General features: G+C 51.1%; 20 protein-coding genes. 9 read left to right on the forward strand and 11 right to left on the reverse strand.

Translation table 11 applies throughout. The features are described from left to right. The first annotated feature begins 15 nt into the window (after nucleotides 1-15). The 6 genes from fliM to fliR all read left to right on the forward strand — a co-directional run bounded on the left by fliM (nucleotide 16) and on the right by fliR (nucleotide 4,003). Nucleotides 16-1,020 (forward strand): flagellar motor switch protein FliM, encoded by a 1,005-nt coding sequence (gene fliM / locus GOC95_RS00375; protein ID WP_194746924.1) that lies wholly within the window; start codon nucleotides 16-18, stop codon nucleotides 1,018-1,020. After that, complete coding sequence (gene fliN / locus GOC95_RS00380) at nucleotides 1,020-1,505, forward strand: flagellar motor switch protein FliN (protein ID WP_228518639.1); 486 nt, start codon at nucleotides 1,020-1,022, stop codon at nucleotides 1,503-1,505. Before fliM ends, fliN begins: the two co-directional genes overlap by 1 nt. A gap of 21 nt (nucleotides 1,506-1,526) precedes the next feature. Next, entirely contained in the window at nucleotides 1,527-2,048 is a 522-nt protein-coding gene (fliO, locus tag GOC95_RS00385; protein WP_275354936.1) for a flagellar biosynthetic protein FliO, read from the forward strand. 111 nt (nucleotides 2,049-2,159) lie between these two features. Then, nucleotides 2,160-2,924, forward strand: a complete 765-nt coding sequence (fliP, locus tag GOC95_RS00390) for a flagellar type III secretion system pore protein FliP (protein ID WP_275354937.1) — start codon at nucleotides 2,160-2,162, stop codon at nucleotides 2,922-2,924. A gap of 23 nt (nucleotides 2,925-2,947) precedes the next feature. Continuing rightward, nucleotides 2,948-3,217, forward strand: coding sequence for a flagellar biosynthesis protein FliQ (fliQ, locus tag GOC95_RS00395; protein WP_194746923.1), 270 nt, complete (start codon nucleotides 2,948-2,950; stop codon nucleotides 3,215-3,217). Between the two features lie 18 nt (nucleotides 3,218-3,235). Next, on the forward strand, nucleotides 3,236-4,003 hold the full coding sequence (fliR, locus tag GOC95_RS00400) for a flagellar biosynthetic protein FliR (RefSeq protein ID WP_194746922.1): 768 nt from the start codon (nucleotides 3,236-3,238) through the stop codon (nucleotides 4,001-4,003). 108 nt (nucleotides 4,004-4,111) lie between these two features. Here the strand turns inward: fliR and flgL are convergent, their stop codons facing one another. The 11 genes from flgL to flgB all read right to left on the reverse strand — a co-directional run bounded on the left by flgL (nucleotide 4,112) and on the right by flgB (nucleotide 14,200). Continuing rightward, a complete protein-coding gene (gene flgL, locus GOC95_RS00405) occupies nucleotides 4,112-5,017 on the reverse strand; it encodes a flagellar hook-associated protein FlgL (RefSeq protein ID WP_194746921.1) in 906 nt (301 codons plus the stop codon). Nucleotides 5,018-5,057: 40 nt separating this feature from the next. Then, nucleotides 5,058-6,701, reverse strand: a complete 1,644-nt coding sequence (gene flgK, locus GOC95_RS00410) for a flagellar hook-associated protein FlgK (protein WP_194746920.1) — start codon at nucleotides 6,699-6,701, stop codon at nucleotides 5,058-5,060. A 102-nt stretch (nucleotides 6,702-6,803) separates the two neighbouring features. After that, on the reverse strand, nucleotides 6,804-7,880 hold the full coding sequence (gene flgJ, locus GOC95_RS00415) for a flagellar assembly peptidoglycan hydrolase FlgJ (protein WP_275354939.1): 1,077 nt from the start codon (nucleotides 7,878-7,880) through the stop codon (nucleotides 6,804-6,806). Between the two features lie 13 nt (nucleotides 7,881-7,893). Beyond that, nucleotides 7,894-8,979 (reverse strand): flagellar basal body P-ring protein FlgI, encoded by a 1,086-nt coding sequence (locus tag GOC95_RS00420; protein WP_275356364.1) that lies wholly within the window; start codon nucleotides 8,977-8,979, stop codon nucleotides 7,894-7,896. Nucleotides 8,980-9,066: 87 nt separating this feature from the next. Further along, nucleotides 9,067-9,717 carry a flagellar basal body L-ring protein FlgH gene (locus tag GOC95_RS00425; protein ID WP_194746918.1) on the reverse strand — a complete coding sequence of 217 codons (651 nt, stop codon included), beginning with the start codon at nucleotides 9,715-9,717 and terminating at the stop codon, nucleotides 9,067-9,069. A gap of 40 nt (nucleotides 9,718-9,757) precedes the next feature. Continuing rightward, complete coding sequence (flgG, locus tag GOC95_RS00430) at nucleotides 9,758-10,540, reverse strand: flagellar basal-body rod protein FlgG (protein WP_194746917.1); 783 nt, start codon at nucleotides 10,538-10,540, stop codon at nucleotides 9,758-9,760. Nucleotides 10,541-10,593: 53 nt separating this feature from the next. Beyond that, the gene (gene flgF, locus GOC95_RS00435) at nucleotides 10,594-11,337 is read right to left on the reverse strand and encodes a flagellar basal-body rod protein FlgF (RefSeq protein ID WP_194746916.1); all 744 of its coding nucleotides are present in this window, start codon (nucleotides 11,335-11,337) and stop codon (nucleotides 10,594-10,596) included. Nucleotides 11,338-11,381: 44 nt separating this feature from the next. After that, on the reverse strand, nucleotides 11,382-12,620 hold the full coding sequence (gene flgE / locus GOC95_RS00440; RefSeq protein WP_275354942.1) for a flagellar hook protein FlgE: 1,239 nt from the start codon (nucleotides 12,618-12,620) through the stop codon (nucleotides 11,382-11,384). A 38-nt stretch (nucleotides 12,621-12,658) separates the two neighbouring features. Next, nucleotides 12,659-13,330: a flagellar hook assembly protein FlgD gene (locus tag GOC95_RS00445; protein ID WP_275354943.1), complete on the reverse strand. Its 672-nt coding sequence runs from the start codon at nucleotides 13,328-13,330 to the stop codon at nucleotides 12,659-12,661. A 20-nt stretch (nucleotides 13,331-13,350) separates the two neighbouring features. Continuing rightward, entirely contained in the window at nucleotides 13,351-13,758 is a 408-nt protein-coding gene (flgC, locus tag GOC95_RS00450) for a flagellar basal body rod protein FlgC (protein ID WP_194746913.1), read from the reverse strand. Between the two features lie 19 nt (nucleotides 13,759-13,777). Then, complete coding sequence (flgB, locus tag GOC95_RS00455; RefSeq protein WP_275354944.1) at nucleotides 13,778-14,200, reverse strand: flagellar basal body rod protein FlgB; 423 nt, start codon at nucleotides 14,198-14,200, stop codon at nucleotides 13,778-13,780. 276 nt (nucleotides 14,201-14,476) lie between these two features. Here flgB and flgA point away from each other — a divergent pair, with 276 nt between their 5' ends. From flgA to GOC95_RS00470, 3 genes are all read left to right on the forward strand, one after another. After that, nucleotides 14,477-15,244 (forward strand): flagellar basal body P-ring formation chaperone FlgA, encoded by a 768-nt coding sequence (gene flgA / locus GOC95_RS00460; RefSeq protein ID WP_194746911.1) that lies wholly within the window; start codon nucleotides 14,477-14,479, stop codon nucleotides 15,242-15,244. A 161-nt stretch (nucleotides 15,245-15,405) separates the two neighbouring features. Then, nucleotides 15,406-15,726, forward strand: coding sequence for a flagellar biosynthesis anti-sigma factor FlgM (gene flgM, locus GOC95_RS00465; protein ID WP_275354946.1), 321 nt, complete (start codon nucleotides 15,406-15,408; stop codon nucleotides 15,724-15,726). A 5-nt stretch (nucleotides 15,727-15,731) separates the two neighbouring features. Then, the gene (locus GOC95_RS00470; RefSeq protein WP_194746909.1) at nucleotides 15,732-16,214 is read left to right on the forward strand and encodes a flagellar protein FlgN; all 483 of its coding nucleotides are present in this window, start codon (nucleotides 15,732-15,734) and stop codon (nucleotides 16,212-16,214) included. Nucleotides 16,215-16,230 lie beyond the last annotated feature (16 nt).

Below are 16,230 nucleotides of genomic sequence, written 5' to 3' on the forward strand. Positions count from 1 at the left end.
TGCCTGAGAGTAACCATGTCTGCAGATAAATTTTTATCACAAGACGAAATCGACGCCTTACTCAAGGGTGTCGAGGGCGACGATGACAGTGATGCCTCCAGCAAGGATGAGTCTGGTGTTCGCAACTATAACCTGGCCACGCAAGAGCGCATCGTGCGCGGGCGCATGGCCACGCTTGAGATCATTAATGAGCGTTTTGCCCGGCTGCTGCGCATTGAGTTGTTCAATTTTCTGCGGCGTACAGTCGAAATCTCGGTAGGGCCGGTCAGGATCATCAAGTACACGGACTTTATCCGTAATCTGGTGGTCCCCACCAACCTCAATTTGATCCATATGAATCCCTTGCGCGGCACGGGTGTGCTGGTGCTGGATCCTACCTTGGTCTTTTTGCTGGTGGATAATATGTTTGGCGGCGATGGCCGCTTTCATACCCGGGTGGAGGGGCGTGATTTCACCGAAACCGAGCAGCGGATTATTCAACGCGTGCTGAATATCTTGTTTGACGCCTACCAGAAAGCCTGGGCGCCTATTTATCCGGTGCAGTTTGAGTATCTGCGCTCGGAGATGAATACCCAGTTTGCCAGCATTGCCACGCCGAATGAAGTGGTGGTGGCGATTACGTTTAATGTGGAGCTGGGACCTAACAGTGGTGAAATTCATTTCTGTGTGCCTTATGCCATGGTGGAGCCGATCAAGGACTTGTTGACCTCGTCCCTGCAAGGCGAGAACCTTGGCGGTGACAAACGCTGGGTAAAAATGATGACCCAGCAAATCCAGGCGGCAGAAGTTGAAATTGTGGCCAATCTGACCACACGCAAGATGATGGTGGCAGACCTGCTTGCGTTAAAAGTGGGGGATGTCATTCCTGTGAATATTCAGGATACGGTAGAAGGACAAATCGATAACGTGCCCATTATGGAGTGTCGTTATGGCGTGTTTAACGGGCAATATGCGCTCAAGGTGGAAAAAATGATACGTGCTGACGGTAGTAGTCAGGAACAATTGCAAGGAGAGTCATAATGGCAATGGATCCCGCGACAAGTAGTAATGAAGAGGAATTGGATGCCGCACTGGCCAGCATGGGGATGCCTGAGTCGGAAGGGGTGCAAACCATTGCCGAGGATGACTGGGGCGCGGCCCTGGCCGAGCAAACCAAAGCCGAGTCCTCTGCATTGCAAGAGCCGATAGGCAAGGCCGCCGTCTTCAACGAGTTTAGCAGCAGCAACAAGCTCGAAGGCACCCAGAACGATATTGATTTTATTCTGGATATTCCGGTACAGCTGACTGTAGAGCTGGGCCGTACCAAGATTTCGATCAAGAACCTGCTGCAATTGGCGCAAGGTTCTGTGGTTGAGCTGGATGGCATGGCGGGTGAACCCATGGACGTATTAGTGAATGGCTGCCTGATTGCACAAGGTGAGGTGGTGGTGGTGAACGACAAGTTTGGTATCCGCCTAACCGACATCATTACCCCAGCAGAACGTATCCGTAAACTGAACCGCTAACTGTCCGGGATACTGATGCGTATGATGCATGCATGCAAATGGCTGCTGGCTGTCGTGGCTAGCTGGAGTATTTCGCCGCTCGCCCTGGCTGCTGCGACAACAACGGCCATTACAGTAGCCCCTAGCACCGGCGATACCTTGGGCCGCATGGTGTGGGGCACGGTGATCGTCTTGCTGGCGATTGCGGCGGTTGCCTGGTTCTTGCGCCGCGTCCTGCCTGGGCAAGGCTATGCAAAAGCTGGTGTGATCAAGCAGGTTGGCGGCTTGCAATTGAGCCCACGCGAGCGGGTGGTGGTGCTTGAAGTGGGTGGCCGCTGGCTGGTGGTGGGGATGCATGGTGGGCAAATGACCGCGTTGGGTGAGGTGAGTCCGACTGCGACTGAATCGGCTGCATCCGACAGCGCGCAGGTGGCAGAGCCTTCTGCCCAGGCGATCTCTGCTCAAGGGATTGTTGATCCGCAAGCTTCTTTTGCCGTGCGTTTGCAACAGGCGATGCAGGCCACCTTGCAAGACAAAGTCAAATCTTTCAAAAACAAGCCTTGAGTGGCTTATTTCCAGCCTTTGATTGGGCTGTCCCCAGCGTAGACTATCCCTAACTTATTTTAGAGCTTGTGCTGTCCAAGGATGGCGCAAGTCCGTGACGGGTATTGTTGCATGCGTTTACATTCCATCCTCAAGTCTTTGCAAGTCATGCTGCCAATCGCACTGCTGCTATTGTGGTCATCAGGCAGTCTGGCGGCAGAGGGCTTGCCCATCGGCACGGTGACGCCGGCGCCAGGGGGTGGCCAGGACTATACACTGAGCCTGCAAACGCTCATTATGCTGACAGCACTCACGTTTATCCCAGCCGCCTTGCTCATGATGACCGGCTTTACGCGCATTGTGATTGTGCTGTCGCTGTTACGTCAGGCGCTGGGGACACAGTCTGCGCCCTCCAATCAGGTATTGATAGGCCTGGCCTTGTTTATTACCTTTTTTGTCATGGGGCCGGTATTTGACAAGATTTATACCGATGCCTACCAGCCGCTTTCCGAAAGCAAAATCACCATGCAGGAAGCGCTGCAACGCGGTGTCTTGCCGCTTAAAACCTTTATGCTCAAGCAAACGCGCGAGACCGACCTGGCCATGTTTGCCAATATGGCCCATAGCGAGTCCATCAATACACCAGAAGAAGTCCCGCTCAGAATTCTGGTGCCTGCATTTATGACCAGTGAGCTGAAAACGGCGTTTCAGATTGGTTTTGCCATTTATATCCCGTTTCTGATTATCGACATGGTGGTGGCCAGTATCTTGATGGCCATGGGCATGATGATGATGTCACCGGCCGTGGTCTCTTTGCCTTTCAAGCTGATGCTGTTTGTGCTGGTAGACGGCTGGCAATTGATCCTGGGGTCTTTGGCGCAAAGCTTTGTCCTCTAACTCGTTTCTTTTTGGAGTATTGTATGAGTCCAGAACAAGTCCTGACCTTGGGCAGTGAAGCCATGCAGACCACCTTGCTGGTGGCAGCGCCGGTATTGGGCACTGCGCTGATCATTGGTCTGGTGGTCAGTATTTTTCAGGCGGCCACACAAATCAACGAGCAGACCTTGTCTTTTATCCCCAAGCTGGTAGGGGTGATGGCGATCTTGCTATTGGCCGGGCACTGGATGCTGATGACGCTGGTGGACTACATGCACCATATTTTCACCATGATTCCACAGCTGGTTAATTAACGAGGGCTGCCTCGCCACATGCTGACGATTCATGACTCAGACCTGCAGCAGTGGGTGGTACAGTTTCTCTGGCCGCTGACACGTATCCTCGGCTGCATTGCCGTGGTGCCATTATTTAGTCATCCCTCCATTCCCAACCGCATTAAACTCACAATCGGCTTTATCATTACGCTGGCACTGGTGCCTGGCATCCAGGTGCCTAATATTGCCGTGCTGTCATGGCAAGGCTTGTTCTCATTACTGGCGCAGTTTTTGATCGGCATCAGCATGGGCTTTGTCATGCGGCTCATGTTCACTGCCGTCGAGCTGGCTGGCTTTATGATGGGGATGAGCATGGGGCTGGGCTTTGCCAGCTTTTATGACCCGCATACCGAAGGGCAAACCATCGCCGTCGCCCAGATGCTGACCATGCTGACCTTGATGGTATTTATGAGCCTGGACGGGCACTTGATTGTCATTGCAGTCATGATGCAGAGTTTTGAAACCATGCCGATAGGCATGACGCACTGGCAACTGAATAGCCAGGCGATTGCAAGCATTGGAGGTCATATTTTCTCGCAAGGCTTGCTGATGTCTTTGCCCGTGATTGCCAGTCTGCTGATTACCAACATGGCGCTGGGCGTATTAACCAAAGCCGCCCCTCAACTCAACCTGTTTGCCATGGGCTTTCCAATCACCATCGCGGTCGGGTTTATCATGATTTTGCTCGGATTACCTTCTCTGATTCATCCGGTCGAGGACTGGATGATCGATGCACAGCAATACATGCTGCAAGTGCTGCATTAGTCTCACTGATTTACCAATTGCGCTTTAGACGAATTGTTTGGATTGATCCATGAAAAAGCCGATCGCTGGTAAGCGATCGGCTAAAAATCAGTGCGATACCGATCTGAATTAAATAAACTGGAACAGTGACAATTTAGAGGTCGAAACAAACGACTTCTGAGCGGCTTCCATAATGGTATTCTTTTTAGCCAGGTCAGACAGTGCTTGCGTATAGTCCAGGTCTTGCAAGTCGGAAAGTACCTTAGAGTATTGCAGGGATATATCATCGCCTGTGTCATCCAGAATCTGGATTTCGTTGAGTTGGCTACCAATTTGCGCTCTGGTATCAAGAATGCTGTCCAGGGATTTGTCTGTATTCTGCAGAGCAGTTGCCAGGCCATTGGTGAAGTTGGTGCGGGATGTTGCATCAGTAATCGGTGTATTGAGCAAGGTAATCGCTTGCTGCATGTTGGCAAATAAGTTATTGCCGTTGGCATTGAACACGCTATCACCGGTAAACGTGGTCGGCATGGTCCGGTTATCGTCAATCTGCAAATTCATGCGCGAGGTCTCCCCCTGGAAAACACCCGCACTGGTAAATGCCGCCTTATCTGTAGTAAATCCTGAGTAGATAAAGTTACCCATGGAGTCTTTGGCGTTGGCCAGACTGATCAGGCTATCCAAGCGGCCTTGCAACTCAGTCGCAATACTTTGGCGCTGTGAATCGTTATAGGTGGCGTTACCCGCGGCCGTCAGCGAACTCTTGATATTCAACACCAGGTCAGTCACGGACGATAAATTGGTTTCATAGTTTTCGAGCATGCTGCTGGCCGTTTTTCGCGTCTCGGCAAAAGTGTCCTTCATGCTCTTGTTATTGTTGATCTCGATAATCCTGGCAGAGGCAACCGGGTCATCCGCTGGCGAGCGGACTTTCTTGCCTGAAGAAATTTTTTCATTCAGATCATTCACGTCACTTTGTAGGCCCATGAGGCGGTTGGTGCCATTGGCATAGATCGTATTTGTACTTAATCTCATAGTGACATCCTTACTCGATGTGATTTACCCAGTTCTGAATTTATCTGCCCAGACTTAGCAGGGTATCGAACATATTACTGGCGATTTGCATCATTTTGCCTGCCGCTTGATAGGCTTGCTGATAGCGTAGCAGGTTGGCAGCCTCTTCATCCAGGTTGACCCCTGATTGTGACTGCATGGCCGAGGTGGCATTATCCAGCGCAGTTTTGTCGGCCTGGTTAATGATGCTCATCTGGTTGGCTTTAATCCCCACCGCACTGGTGGTGAGGGCATAAGCCTGTGCAAAGGTTCTGTTGGTAGAGCTGGCATTCACCCTGACGAAGTTCTGATTCTGTAAATCAGCCAGTTTTAGCGCATTGGTGTTGTCGCTTTCCCCTTTAGAAGGGTTGTCGGCCAATGCCAGCTTTTCCACATCCGTTACCGCCAGGGTCAATCCGCTGGCAGCATACTGGGTAGGCTTAATCAGGTAAGAGTCGCCATTGGTCGGTGAACTGGTATTCGTGTTAATGGTGATGCCATCCTGATTGAATGGCAAGGTTACATTTGTCCAGACGTACTTATCATTTTGGCGCGTGATATTGTACTGACCATTCACATACTCCAGGGTGTAGTTGCTGCTGGTCAGTTGTGAAGGGTCCGTGATCGCGACAGAGGCCTGTTTGCTCTGGTCAGTATTATTGCGGTTACTGATCGCGACCGGGCCAGCAATATTAAACATATTCTGGCCAACGGTACCGGTCAGGTCTGTGCCCTGTTTGTGCTGGTTGTTAAACGCCGTGGCAAAGGTAATCGCCAGTTGTCCCAGCTGGTTTTGTACCGTGTCTAGCGTTTCATCCCTGAATTGCAATGCGCCGCCCAATGCGCCGCCCGTCAGAGAGCCGCTTATGGGTTTAGGCGAGCCAGAAGCACCATAACCGACTTCAAGTCGGGTGCTATCCGTGTCATTGGGTACCGCATACAGGTCTTGGGATTGATTGCCCAGTACAATCGGGATGCCATTGCCGATGGAAACGTTGTAAGTGTTATCTTGCTGTGGCAGGACCGTCGTTTTGATCTGTTCACTGATTTTTGCGACGAGCAAATCACGCTGGTCCATCAGGTCATTGGGCGGATTACCAGTTGAACTAAACGCTTGCTTGATTTTTTCATTCAGATCCGCAATAGAGCTGGCATAGCTGTTAATAGTTGCCACACTGGTTGAAACTTGCGTATTGATATTGGAACGCATTTCATCCAGACGCGAATTGACTGCGGTAAAGCGGCTCACCAAGGATTGCGCATTGGAAATGACCGTTTGCCGGGTGGCAATATCCGAAGGGTTCGCAGCCGCTGCGCTGACAGATCTGAAAAAGTTGGTCATCACCGCGCTCACGCCGGCTTTGTCATCAGACAGCAGGCTATTGACTTCATTAATGCCTTGTAAATATACCGAGCTTGAACTTTGGTTACTGGTTGTATTAATCACTTGTTTGGCCAGCACGTCATCGTAGGAGCGCACGATGGTCCCAACCTCCGCGCCTTGACCAAGGTAACCGTTACCAAAACTTTGTGCGGCTGCTGCCTTTTGAACAATAGACTGCCTGTTGTATCCAGGCGTGGATGCATTGGCAATGTTATGTCCCGTGGTTGCAATGCCTAGCTGAGCGACGGTCAGCGCACTTTTCCCAACGTTTAATACATTCATATGCTATAGACCTTTCGGGCAAGCGGATGGATGACCGCTTAAAAACGGTCATCAACATCACGATTAAGTTGCCTAACGGCAATGTTTTCAAATACTTTAATTTCAACTTCGCAAATGATTAATCACTTGCGTCAGTTTTTTGCCATATTGCGGATCAGTCGCATAGCCTGCACGCTGCAGCGCATGGGCATAAGCGCTAGCATCATGCGTGTTATTCATGGCTTGTTGATAGCGCGGATTTTGCGAAATCATTTTGGCGTAATCCTTGAATGCATCACTGTAGCTGTCGTAGGCCCGGAAATTTTCCACTTTGGTTTGCTTGACGCCATTCACGTACTCGGTGGTGGTACTACTGACGACTTTGCCTTTCCAGCTGGCATCAGCCTTGATGCCGAACAGGTTATGGCTGTTGACGCCATTCTCTGTTTTAATTTCATGTTTACCCCAGCCACTTTCCAGTGCAGCCTGGCCGATCATAAATTTGGCCGGAATGCCAGATGCGTTACTGGCTGCCTGCGCATGTGGCAGCATGCTTTGAATGAATTGCTGGGTTTTGCCAGCGACTTCACGCATCGCGGTCGCCAACGGCGCCTGGGGCAGGGTAAAGCCTTGCACATTGGCTTGTGTTTCTTCAATCAAAGGCGGCAATTCCGGGATGCCACGTGCCCAGGCGGTATCGCTGGCTGGCGCTGTGGACTGAGTATCAGCAGCTTCCCATTGTTGATACGCTTCACGGATTTTTTGTGTTGCTTGTGCCAGCACGGCTTGGGCATGGGTGGGGACTGCGCTCTGCACCGTTGCACTGCTGACTTTGTCAGTGGCTTTATTCGCCTTGCCCGATTCGTTACCGCTTGCGGGCGTGTTGGTATCCACGGGATGTCCGTTGAGTTTACTCAATTGCCTGACCAACACATCAGTGAGCCCCAGGCCTTTCTGGCTCAAATGGGTACTCAATTGTTGATCAAGCATGCCGGTAAACATTTTGCTTTGTTCGTTATCGGCAAAGCCTTCTTGCGGGACGGTATCGCGCATGCTTTTGAGCATCATGTTCATCAAAATACCTTCAAACTGACGTGCCACTGCACGAATGGTTTCAGGCGAGTCATTTTTGGCTCGCTTGAGACTATTCAGCGCACTGCCGTCTATGGCCAGGCTATTTGGATCGACACGTGGTTGCATGAGCGCCTCCCGTTTAAATCACCTCAAGCTCGGCATTCAATGCACCGGCCGCTTTCATGGCCTGCAGAATTGCCAGCAAGTCCTGCGGCGTCGTGCCAATGGCGTTGAGTGCTTTGACCACATCTGCCAGGTTGGCCCCATTGTTGAGCTTGAGCACTTTGCCAGGCTCTTTGTTGATATTGATCTCAGACACTGCAGTAGACACCGTTTGGCCGTTAGAGAATGGGCCAGGCTGGCTGATGACCGGTGAGGTATTAATGACCACTGACAGGTTGCCATGCGAGACGGCGCAACTATCCAGCGTCACGGCCTTGTTCATGACCACGGAGCCGGTGCGTGCATTGAGAATAATTTTGGCAGGCGTTGCCGCCAGCGCTACATTAATGGTTTCGAGATTGGCTAAAAATGAGACACGGCTCATGCTCTCAGGTGGGCGAACCTGAATCACGCGGCCGCTCTCGGCTTGCGCAGTCATCGGGCCAAACTTTTTATTGATGGCTTCCACGACGTTATTGGCGGTTGAAAAATCACTTTCTTTAAGCTCAAGCCTGACAATATCCTGGCTGAGCAGGGTGTTTGGCAATGCGCGCTCTACGGTCGCCCCTTCAGAAATCCGGCCCACGCTCAGATGGTTAATCTGGGTCTGGCTGCCATTGGCTGAAGCGCCGACCCCGCCGACCACCAGGTTACCCTGCGCCATGGCATAAATCTGGCCATCTGCACCTTTGAGCGGTGTCATCAGCAAGGTGCCACCCCGCAAGCTTTTGGCGTTGCCCATGGAGGAAACGGTCACATCCAGTGTTTGTCCTGGTTGCGCAAAAGGGGGCAGGGCACTGGTGACCATGACGGCGGCAATATTTTTCAGCATCAGGTTGGTCCCGGGTGGAATCGTCACACCGAGCTGGTTCATCATGCTGATGATACTTTGGACGGTAAACGGGGTTTGTACTGTCATGTCACCTGTGCCATCCAGACCGACGACCAGACCATAGCCAATTAACTGGTTGCTACGCACGCCCTGGATGTTGCTGATGTCTTTGATCCGTTCTGCGTGGGCATTATCGGTGTTGACGATGGTCACGCTGAGGAATAACAGCATGCACAACAGTTCTCTTCTGTAGTCATAAAAAGACCGTAACAGGGTGCGTGCGTTGCTGGGGCGTGTTTGTTTCATCATGTGTGCCCCTTACAACGGAATCATGCTAAGAAAGAAGCGGGAAAACATCGATAGCACTTCTGCCGCATCCATTTTGCTATTGGTGCGGTATTCGATACGCGCATCGGCCACCTTGGTAGAGACCACCTGGTTACCAATGGTAATCATGTCCGGGTTGACCACGCCAGAGAAGCGTACATACTCTGTGCCTTTGTCAAAGCCGATCTGTTTTTCGCCGCTGATCACGAGATAGCCATTTGGTAGCACATCGACCACGGTTGCCGTGACAGAGCCGCTAAAAGTGTTGCTGGCATCCGCAGTCGCCTTGTCTTTGAAGGAGAGGGCAGAGCTGGCATTGAATGAGGCTTTAGGCACGTTGTGACCAAATAAGCCGGTGACGCCAGCCGTAGTTGCACCGTCTTTGGTTTGTTCATTGTCAGTGGCTTTGTTGGCGGTGGTGTTCTCTGTAATCAGCACGGTGACCATGTCGCCGACATAGCGTGGACGACGATCCTCAAACAGTGGACGGTAGGCGCCGCTGTTAAAAATAGCCCCTTCGCTGCGCGTATCCGGGCGGGCCGCCGCAACGCGAGGTGTTTCAGGCTTTTGAACAATCGTAGACGGCGTGATGGAACAGCCATTCAGTAATTGGGAGAATGCCAGACAAAGTAATAAGCTCATGATCGTTCTATTCATCATTTGAATGCCCCTCAACCAGGGATTAAAGCTGCGCTAGTTTTTGCAGCATCTGATCCGAGGTCGTGATTGCTTTGCTATTAATTTCATAAGCGCGCTGCGTCTGAATCATGCTCACCAGTTCTTCCACCACATTGACGTTGGACGTTTCAACATAGCCAGAATTCAACAGCCCCGCGCCGTTTGTACCTGGTGTGTTCACACCAGGGTTACCAGAGGCCGTGGTTTCGACATACAGATTTTCGCCTTTGCCCTGCAAGCCGGCCGGGTTAATAAATGTTGCCAGCTGGATCTGTCCAATCTGTGTAGTGGCGGTAGAACCTGGAGTGGTGATCGAGACCACGCCATCACGGCCTATGGTCAGGCTTTGCGCATTGGCCGGAATACTGATTGCCGGTTGTACAGGATAGCCGCTAGCGGTGACCAGCTGGCCCTGGCTGTCAACCTGGAAAGAGCCGTCACGGGTATAAGCGGTGGTGCCATCTGGCAGCAAAATCTGGAAGAAGCCTTGACCCTGGATCGCGACATCCTTGTCGTTACCTGTTTGCTGCAGGTTGCCTTGGGTGAAAATACGCTCAGTCGCGACCGGTTTGACCCCGGTACCCAACTGCAAGCCGCTGGGTGACTGACTTTGCTGAGAAGTCTGGGCGCCGACCTGGCGCAGGTTTTGGTATAACAGGTCTTCAAATACGGCACGCGATTTTTTAAAGCCACTGGTACTGACGTTGGCCAGGTTGTTTGAAATCACGTCCATCTGCATTTGCTGTGCATCCAGACCGGTTTTGGAAATCCATAATGAGCGTATCATCGTTCACTCCTTGGGCATTGAGCCATGTTCATAGTGTCATCTTAGTCCTGGCCTTAGCCATTCAAACCAAAGAGTTGATCAGCTTTTCCGGCGTTGTTTTGGGCGTTATCAAGCATTTTCATTTGCATCTCAAACTGGCGCGCCAAGCTGATCATGTTGACCATGGTATCGACGACATTCACGTTACTACTTTCCAATGCACCACCGACCACCGTGACATTGGCATCTGCCGGTGCCGGTTGTCCATTCGAAGTCACAAACAAGCCATCTGCAGCCCGTTTCAGACTGGATTCTGGCGGGTTTGCCAGTTTGATACGGCCGATAATATTGGTTGCACCGGGCGCCGTCAGATTGTTCACGCTGGAGACCGTGCCGTCCTTGGCAATCGTCACCGAGACATCCGGTGGAATGCTGATCGGACCACCATCGCCCATCACATTCAAGCCGGATTCGGTTTGCAACTGCCCATTCTGGTTAATCTTGAGTGAACCGTTACGCGTATAGCCCTCAGAGCCATCGGCGCGCTGGACGGCAATCCAGCCTTCGCCTTGCACGGCAATGTCCAGATCACGTCCGGTTTGCTGAATGCTGCCTGCGGCATAATTGGTACCCATGGTGGCGTCAACCACAAAGGCGCGGGTTGGCAGGCCATCTCCTAAAATGGGCACCGCCCGGAAGCTGTCTATCTGCGCTTTGAAGCCTGTTGTCGTTGCGTTGGCCAGGTTGTGTGCAGTGGTAGCCTGTTGCTCCAGGATATGTTTGGCGCCGGTCATGGCGGTATAAATCAGACGGTCCATTGCGACTCCTTCAATCAGTCAACATTCAGCGTTTAACGACTCAATTAACGCATGTTCACCAGTGTTTGCAGCACCTGGTCTTGCGTTTTAATGGTTTGTGAGTTGGCCTGGTAAACGCGCTGCGCCATAATCATGTTCACCAGTTCTGCAGTCAGGTCGACGTTGGAGTCTTCCACTGCCGAAGATTGCAATACCCCCAGCGTGCTGCTGCCTGGTGCGCCAATCAAGGCTTCGCCTGAATCGAACGAGGATTGCCACTGATTGCCACCCAGCGAGCGCAAGCCGTTAGGGTTGACAAAGTTGGCCAAAACCACACGGCCTAGCGCCTGTGATTGACCATTACTGTAACGTCCCACAATAATGCCGTCGCTACCGATGCTGAAGTTGGCAATCCGGCCAGAGGTATAGCCGTCCTGGGCTAACTTGTTCACACTAAAGCCAGAGCCATATTGCGTACTGGCGGTGTAATCCAGTTTGAGGTTGACGGCAGCTGCACCGCTTGAAGGTGTAAAGCTGACATTCAGGGCTGTAGAGTTGGTGGTGTCATACGCGCCAGAGGTTGTGAATTTAATCGTGCCCGTTGCTGTATATGGATCTGAAGCATTTGCTTTGGGTGGGACCACACTGCCGTCAGCAGTGGTATACGTTTGCCAGGTGTTTGCAGCGGTTTTGACAAAGTAATTCTGCACCGTATGGCTATTGCCCAAGGCATCATACACGGTAATCGAAGTCGAGTTGGTGTAGGTAGTGGCATCAGAAGGATTAAATGGTTTAACCGATTGATCGATGACTGGGCTATCCGAGTTCAGATTGAGCTTGCCGGTGACCTGGGTAGATGTTTTTGGGGGCAGGTCGCTGGTGTTAATTTGAATATCTACTGGCGAGGACCCTTCCAGGTTGTCAGCACTGTTGCCTCTCAGGCGTTTGCCTTCACTATTCACAATATAACCATCTTTATCCATCTCAAACTGGCCATTACGCGTGTAGGTGACGACACCGTTCTGGCTCATAATGAAAAAGCCATTGCCATTGATGGCTACATCCAGTGTATTGTTGGTATTGGTGATGTTGCCTTGTGTGAACTCCTGCGAGACCTTGGCCAGCTTGGTACCAATCCCGATTTGTGTGGCGCCCCCGCCGTTCAATGAGGCGGCATACACATCAGAAAATTTGGAGGTTGATTGCTTAAAACCCACAGTGTTGGCGTTGGCGACGTTGTTGCCAATCACAGACAATTGTTGAGAGGTGGCATTTAAACCGCTAAGACCTTGTTGAAAACTCATGCTATTTCTCCTTGCGTAAGATTACATTCTGTGGGGCTTTAGAATACTTCCAGGACATCGGCCAGTGCCACGTCCTTGCCTGTACTCAAATTCAGTCTGGACGAGCCGTTCATTTGTGAAACACTTTGCACCTGGGCCAGGCTTAATGCGGTGCTGGTTGTTTTTGCATCCCCCAGTGTTGCGGTCGTTTCAAAGGTATAAGTGCCAGTCGGTGCCGGTTGCCCGCTCGCGTCTTTTCCATCCCAGGACAGGGCGTTGATGCCGGTGGCCTGCTTGCCTAGCGTCAGTGTTTGAATGACGGTGCCTGCGCCATTTTTAATGGTGACGGTCAGGTTGTCGGCTCCGTTCGGGATGTTGACACCGAACAGTGCGCCTTTTTCACCCAGCTCCATGGTATTGCCGGCAGACAATATATTTCGGCCTATCATGCTGGTCGCCTGGTAGGACTGGCCCATCTGCACGTTGTTGATGAGGCTGGTCATGGAGTCATTCAGTTTGTTGATCCCGGTTACCGTGTTCAGTTGCGCCATCTGGCTAGTCACCTGGGCATTGTCCATCGGGTTGAGCGGGTCCTGGTTTTTCATTTGCGTCACCAGAAGCTTCATGAACCTATCTTGGGCATCATCGGTACTGGTTGTATTTGATGAGCGATTGTTCACTGTATTGAGCAAGTCTTGAGGGACCTGATTGTTAGTATTCACCGTGGTCATATGAGATTCCTTTCTGCAGGTTATTGACCAATATTGAGTGTTTTAAGCAACATGGTCTTGGCCGCATTCATGGTTTCCACGTTGTTTTGATAAGCTCGGGAGGCAGAGATCATGTTCACCATCTCTTCAGTAACGTTGACGTTAGGCATGGTGATATAGCCTTCACTGTTGGCCATCGGATGTTTGGGGTCGTAGACCACTTTGCCGGGGCGGTTATCTTCAATCACCCCGTCAACCGCAACCGTGCTAGCGTTTTGATTCGCCGCATCTTGTACGGCCTTGAACACGACCTGTTTGGCCTGATAGGGTTTGCCGTCAGAGCTGACCACGCTGTCCGCGTTGGCCAGGTTACTGGCTACGGTATTCAGACGCATGGATTGTGCGCTCATCGCAGAGCCGGAAATCTTGAATACATTAAACAAAGACATGTCAGTACTCCTTACTCAATTACTGGCCATTGATTGCGGTCAGCATTTTTTTGATCTGGCCGGTGATCATGGTTAAGCTTGCTTCATAACGGATGCCGTTATCGACATAGGCATTACGTTCTGCATCCATGTCTACCGTATTGCCGTCTACAGAGGCTTGCGTCACCGTACGGAACAATGGATCACCCGGGCCTGCGTAACTCTGATTCGGCTGACCTTGCATGTGGCCCGAGTCGGTTTTTTGCAAACCACCTGTCGCTGTACCCGTGCTACTGGTTGGATGCATGGCGGCCTGCATGGCGGCTTTAAAGTCGATATCGCGTGCCTTGTATTGCGGTGTATCCGCATTGGCGATATTGGATGCCAACAGCTCTTGACGTTCATTGCGCACACGCAATGCCGTCTGATGAAAATTCAGTGCGGCGTCTAATTTGTTGATCATCATTGATTCCTTTCACTTGCCTGAATCTCTGGCTTTAATCTTTGGTTAGCGATTGTTGTAGCCTCGTCGCCAAAACACCTTTATTCAAAAATATCCTAAAGGTTTGCCAGACACTGCCGTTAATCCTGATAACTCGTTGCCTCTTATTGCTCGAGTCACTTTTACTAGCTATGCCTAGTGTACGCCGCACGTTTATGAACAATTTCTGAATTAAATGCGGTAAATCCCCTTTATTTGAGCATTTAGCGCCAGCGGTTGTGCGTAGAATGAATGCTCATGAAACCTCGTCTGCTTACAATTTTTTGTGCGATGCTGATTGCCCTGACCGGGTTCTTCAGTCATTTACTGCACGCAGCTGACCGTACGGCGACAACCGCTACGCTGGCCAATCAGCGTGTCGCTGAGCCGGCGGTCGCAGACATGCACAGCCGCGTATATCAAACCGCTGTGCAATATGTGCAGAGCCAGACGCAAGGTTATCCAGGCAAAGTCAATGTCGACATTCAGCCACTAGACAGCCGTGTTCGTATTGCTGCCTGCGACATGATGGAAGGATTTACCGTACCAGGCTCACGGTTGTGGGGTAAAACACATATAGGTGTCCGTTGCCTGCAAGCCGAGACCAAGTTGTGGACGCTGTATGTGCAGGCAGACGTGCAAGTGTGGGCTGAATATGCAGTGACGGCAGTGCCAGTCAGTCAGGGTGCACTACTCAGCCCGAACGATGTGGTGTTGCAATCAGGGGATTTAAGCAAGCTACCGGCTGGCATTATCACGGACTTGTCCATGCTCGAAGGCAAACAAGCCGCCTTGAATATGCCGCTGGGCACGGTGTTGCGCCCAGAGCTGCTCAAGTCCAGACCTGTGATCATGCAGGGTCAGACTGTACAGTTAAATAGCCGTGGCGAAGGATTTGTGGTCAGTGCCGATGGGACTGCACTGCAAACAGCCAATGCCGGGCAGGTGGTGGATGTCAAAGTCAGTAGCGGCCAGGTGATTAAAGGGGTTGCACTGTCGAGTGGAAAAGTCGATGTAAGGTATTAGGCAGACTCACCACGACAACCATGAAAAAATACTTCTCAATCAGAATCTTGAGATAAAAACTATATTAACAACTAAAGTTCGCTTAAACTATGCCGATAGAACTGTTAATCAATGAGGGTTTAGTCACCCGACAAACTCAGACATCAAGGCAGAGGGATAGCATGAATATTTCAGATTCGATCAAGAAACTTGGGATTGGTGTAGATAAACCAGTATTAGATAAAGGTACCAGCAGCAAAAGTACCGAAAAAACAAGCACATCGGCAACGCCAGCCAGCAAAGACAATGTGACATTGTCCGCGGCATCGGTGCAGATGCAGTCCATTGAAGCGGGGATTGCCTCGTCAGAGGTGTTTGATACGCACAAAGTGGACGAAATTAAAAGTGCTATTGCGCGTGGAGACTTTACTGTCGACACGGGTAAAGTGGCTGACGGCTTATTGCAAACCGTTAAGGACTTGATACATTCGAAAAAAGGATGATGTTTATGACAACTGCAAATCGCAACGCTATCCCTGAGATCAGTTTTGAAGCGGATGCCAATCTGGTTGAAGCGCTCATTGAAGATTTGCAGAATGAACAAAAAGCCTTGGTCAAAGCTGACCTGGACACCATAGAACGGATTATTGATCAGCGTGTAGAGTTACTACAGGCGCTGGGTGAAGCCGCAAAACAGCGTTACGCTGCCTTGTCGGCCGCCGGCTTCGAAGCCAATGAAAAAGGCATGGCTAAATGGCTGGAGTTAGGACATGGCAAAGTGATGGATACTGCATGGATGGAGTTCCAGAAAAAACTGGCGCAGGCAAAAGAGCTTAACCGCATCAACGGCATCCTGATCAACAAGCATTTTCAACGCAACCAGGAAAAGCTGGATGCGATTCAAGGCAAAGCAACCAATGCCACGCAGTTCTATGGCAAAAATGGCCAAACTCACGGTGCCCATAGCTCTCGCACCAGCTTTGCGGTATAACTCGCATTAAAATCAA

Source organism: Methylophilus sp. YYY-1, assembly GCF_029132825.1.
GTDB classification, from domain to species: domain Bacteria; phylum Pseudomonadota; class Gammaproteobacteria; order Burkholderiales; family Methylophilaceae; genus Methylophilus; species Methylophilus glucosoxydans.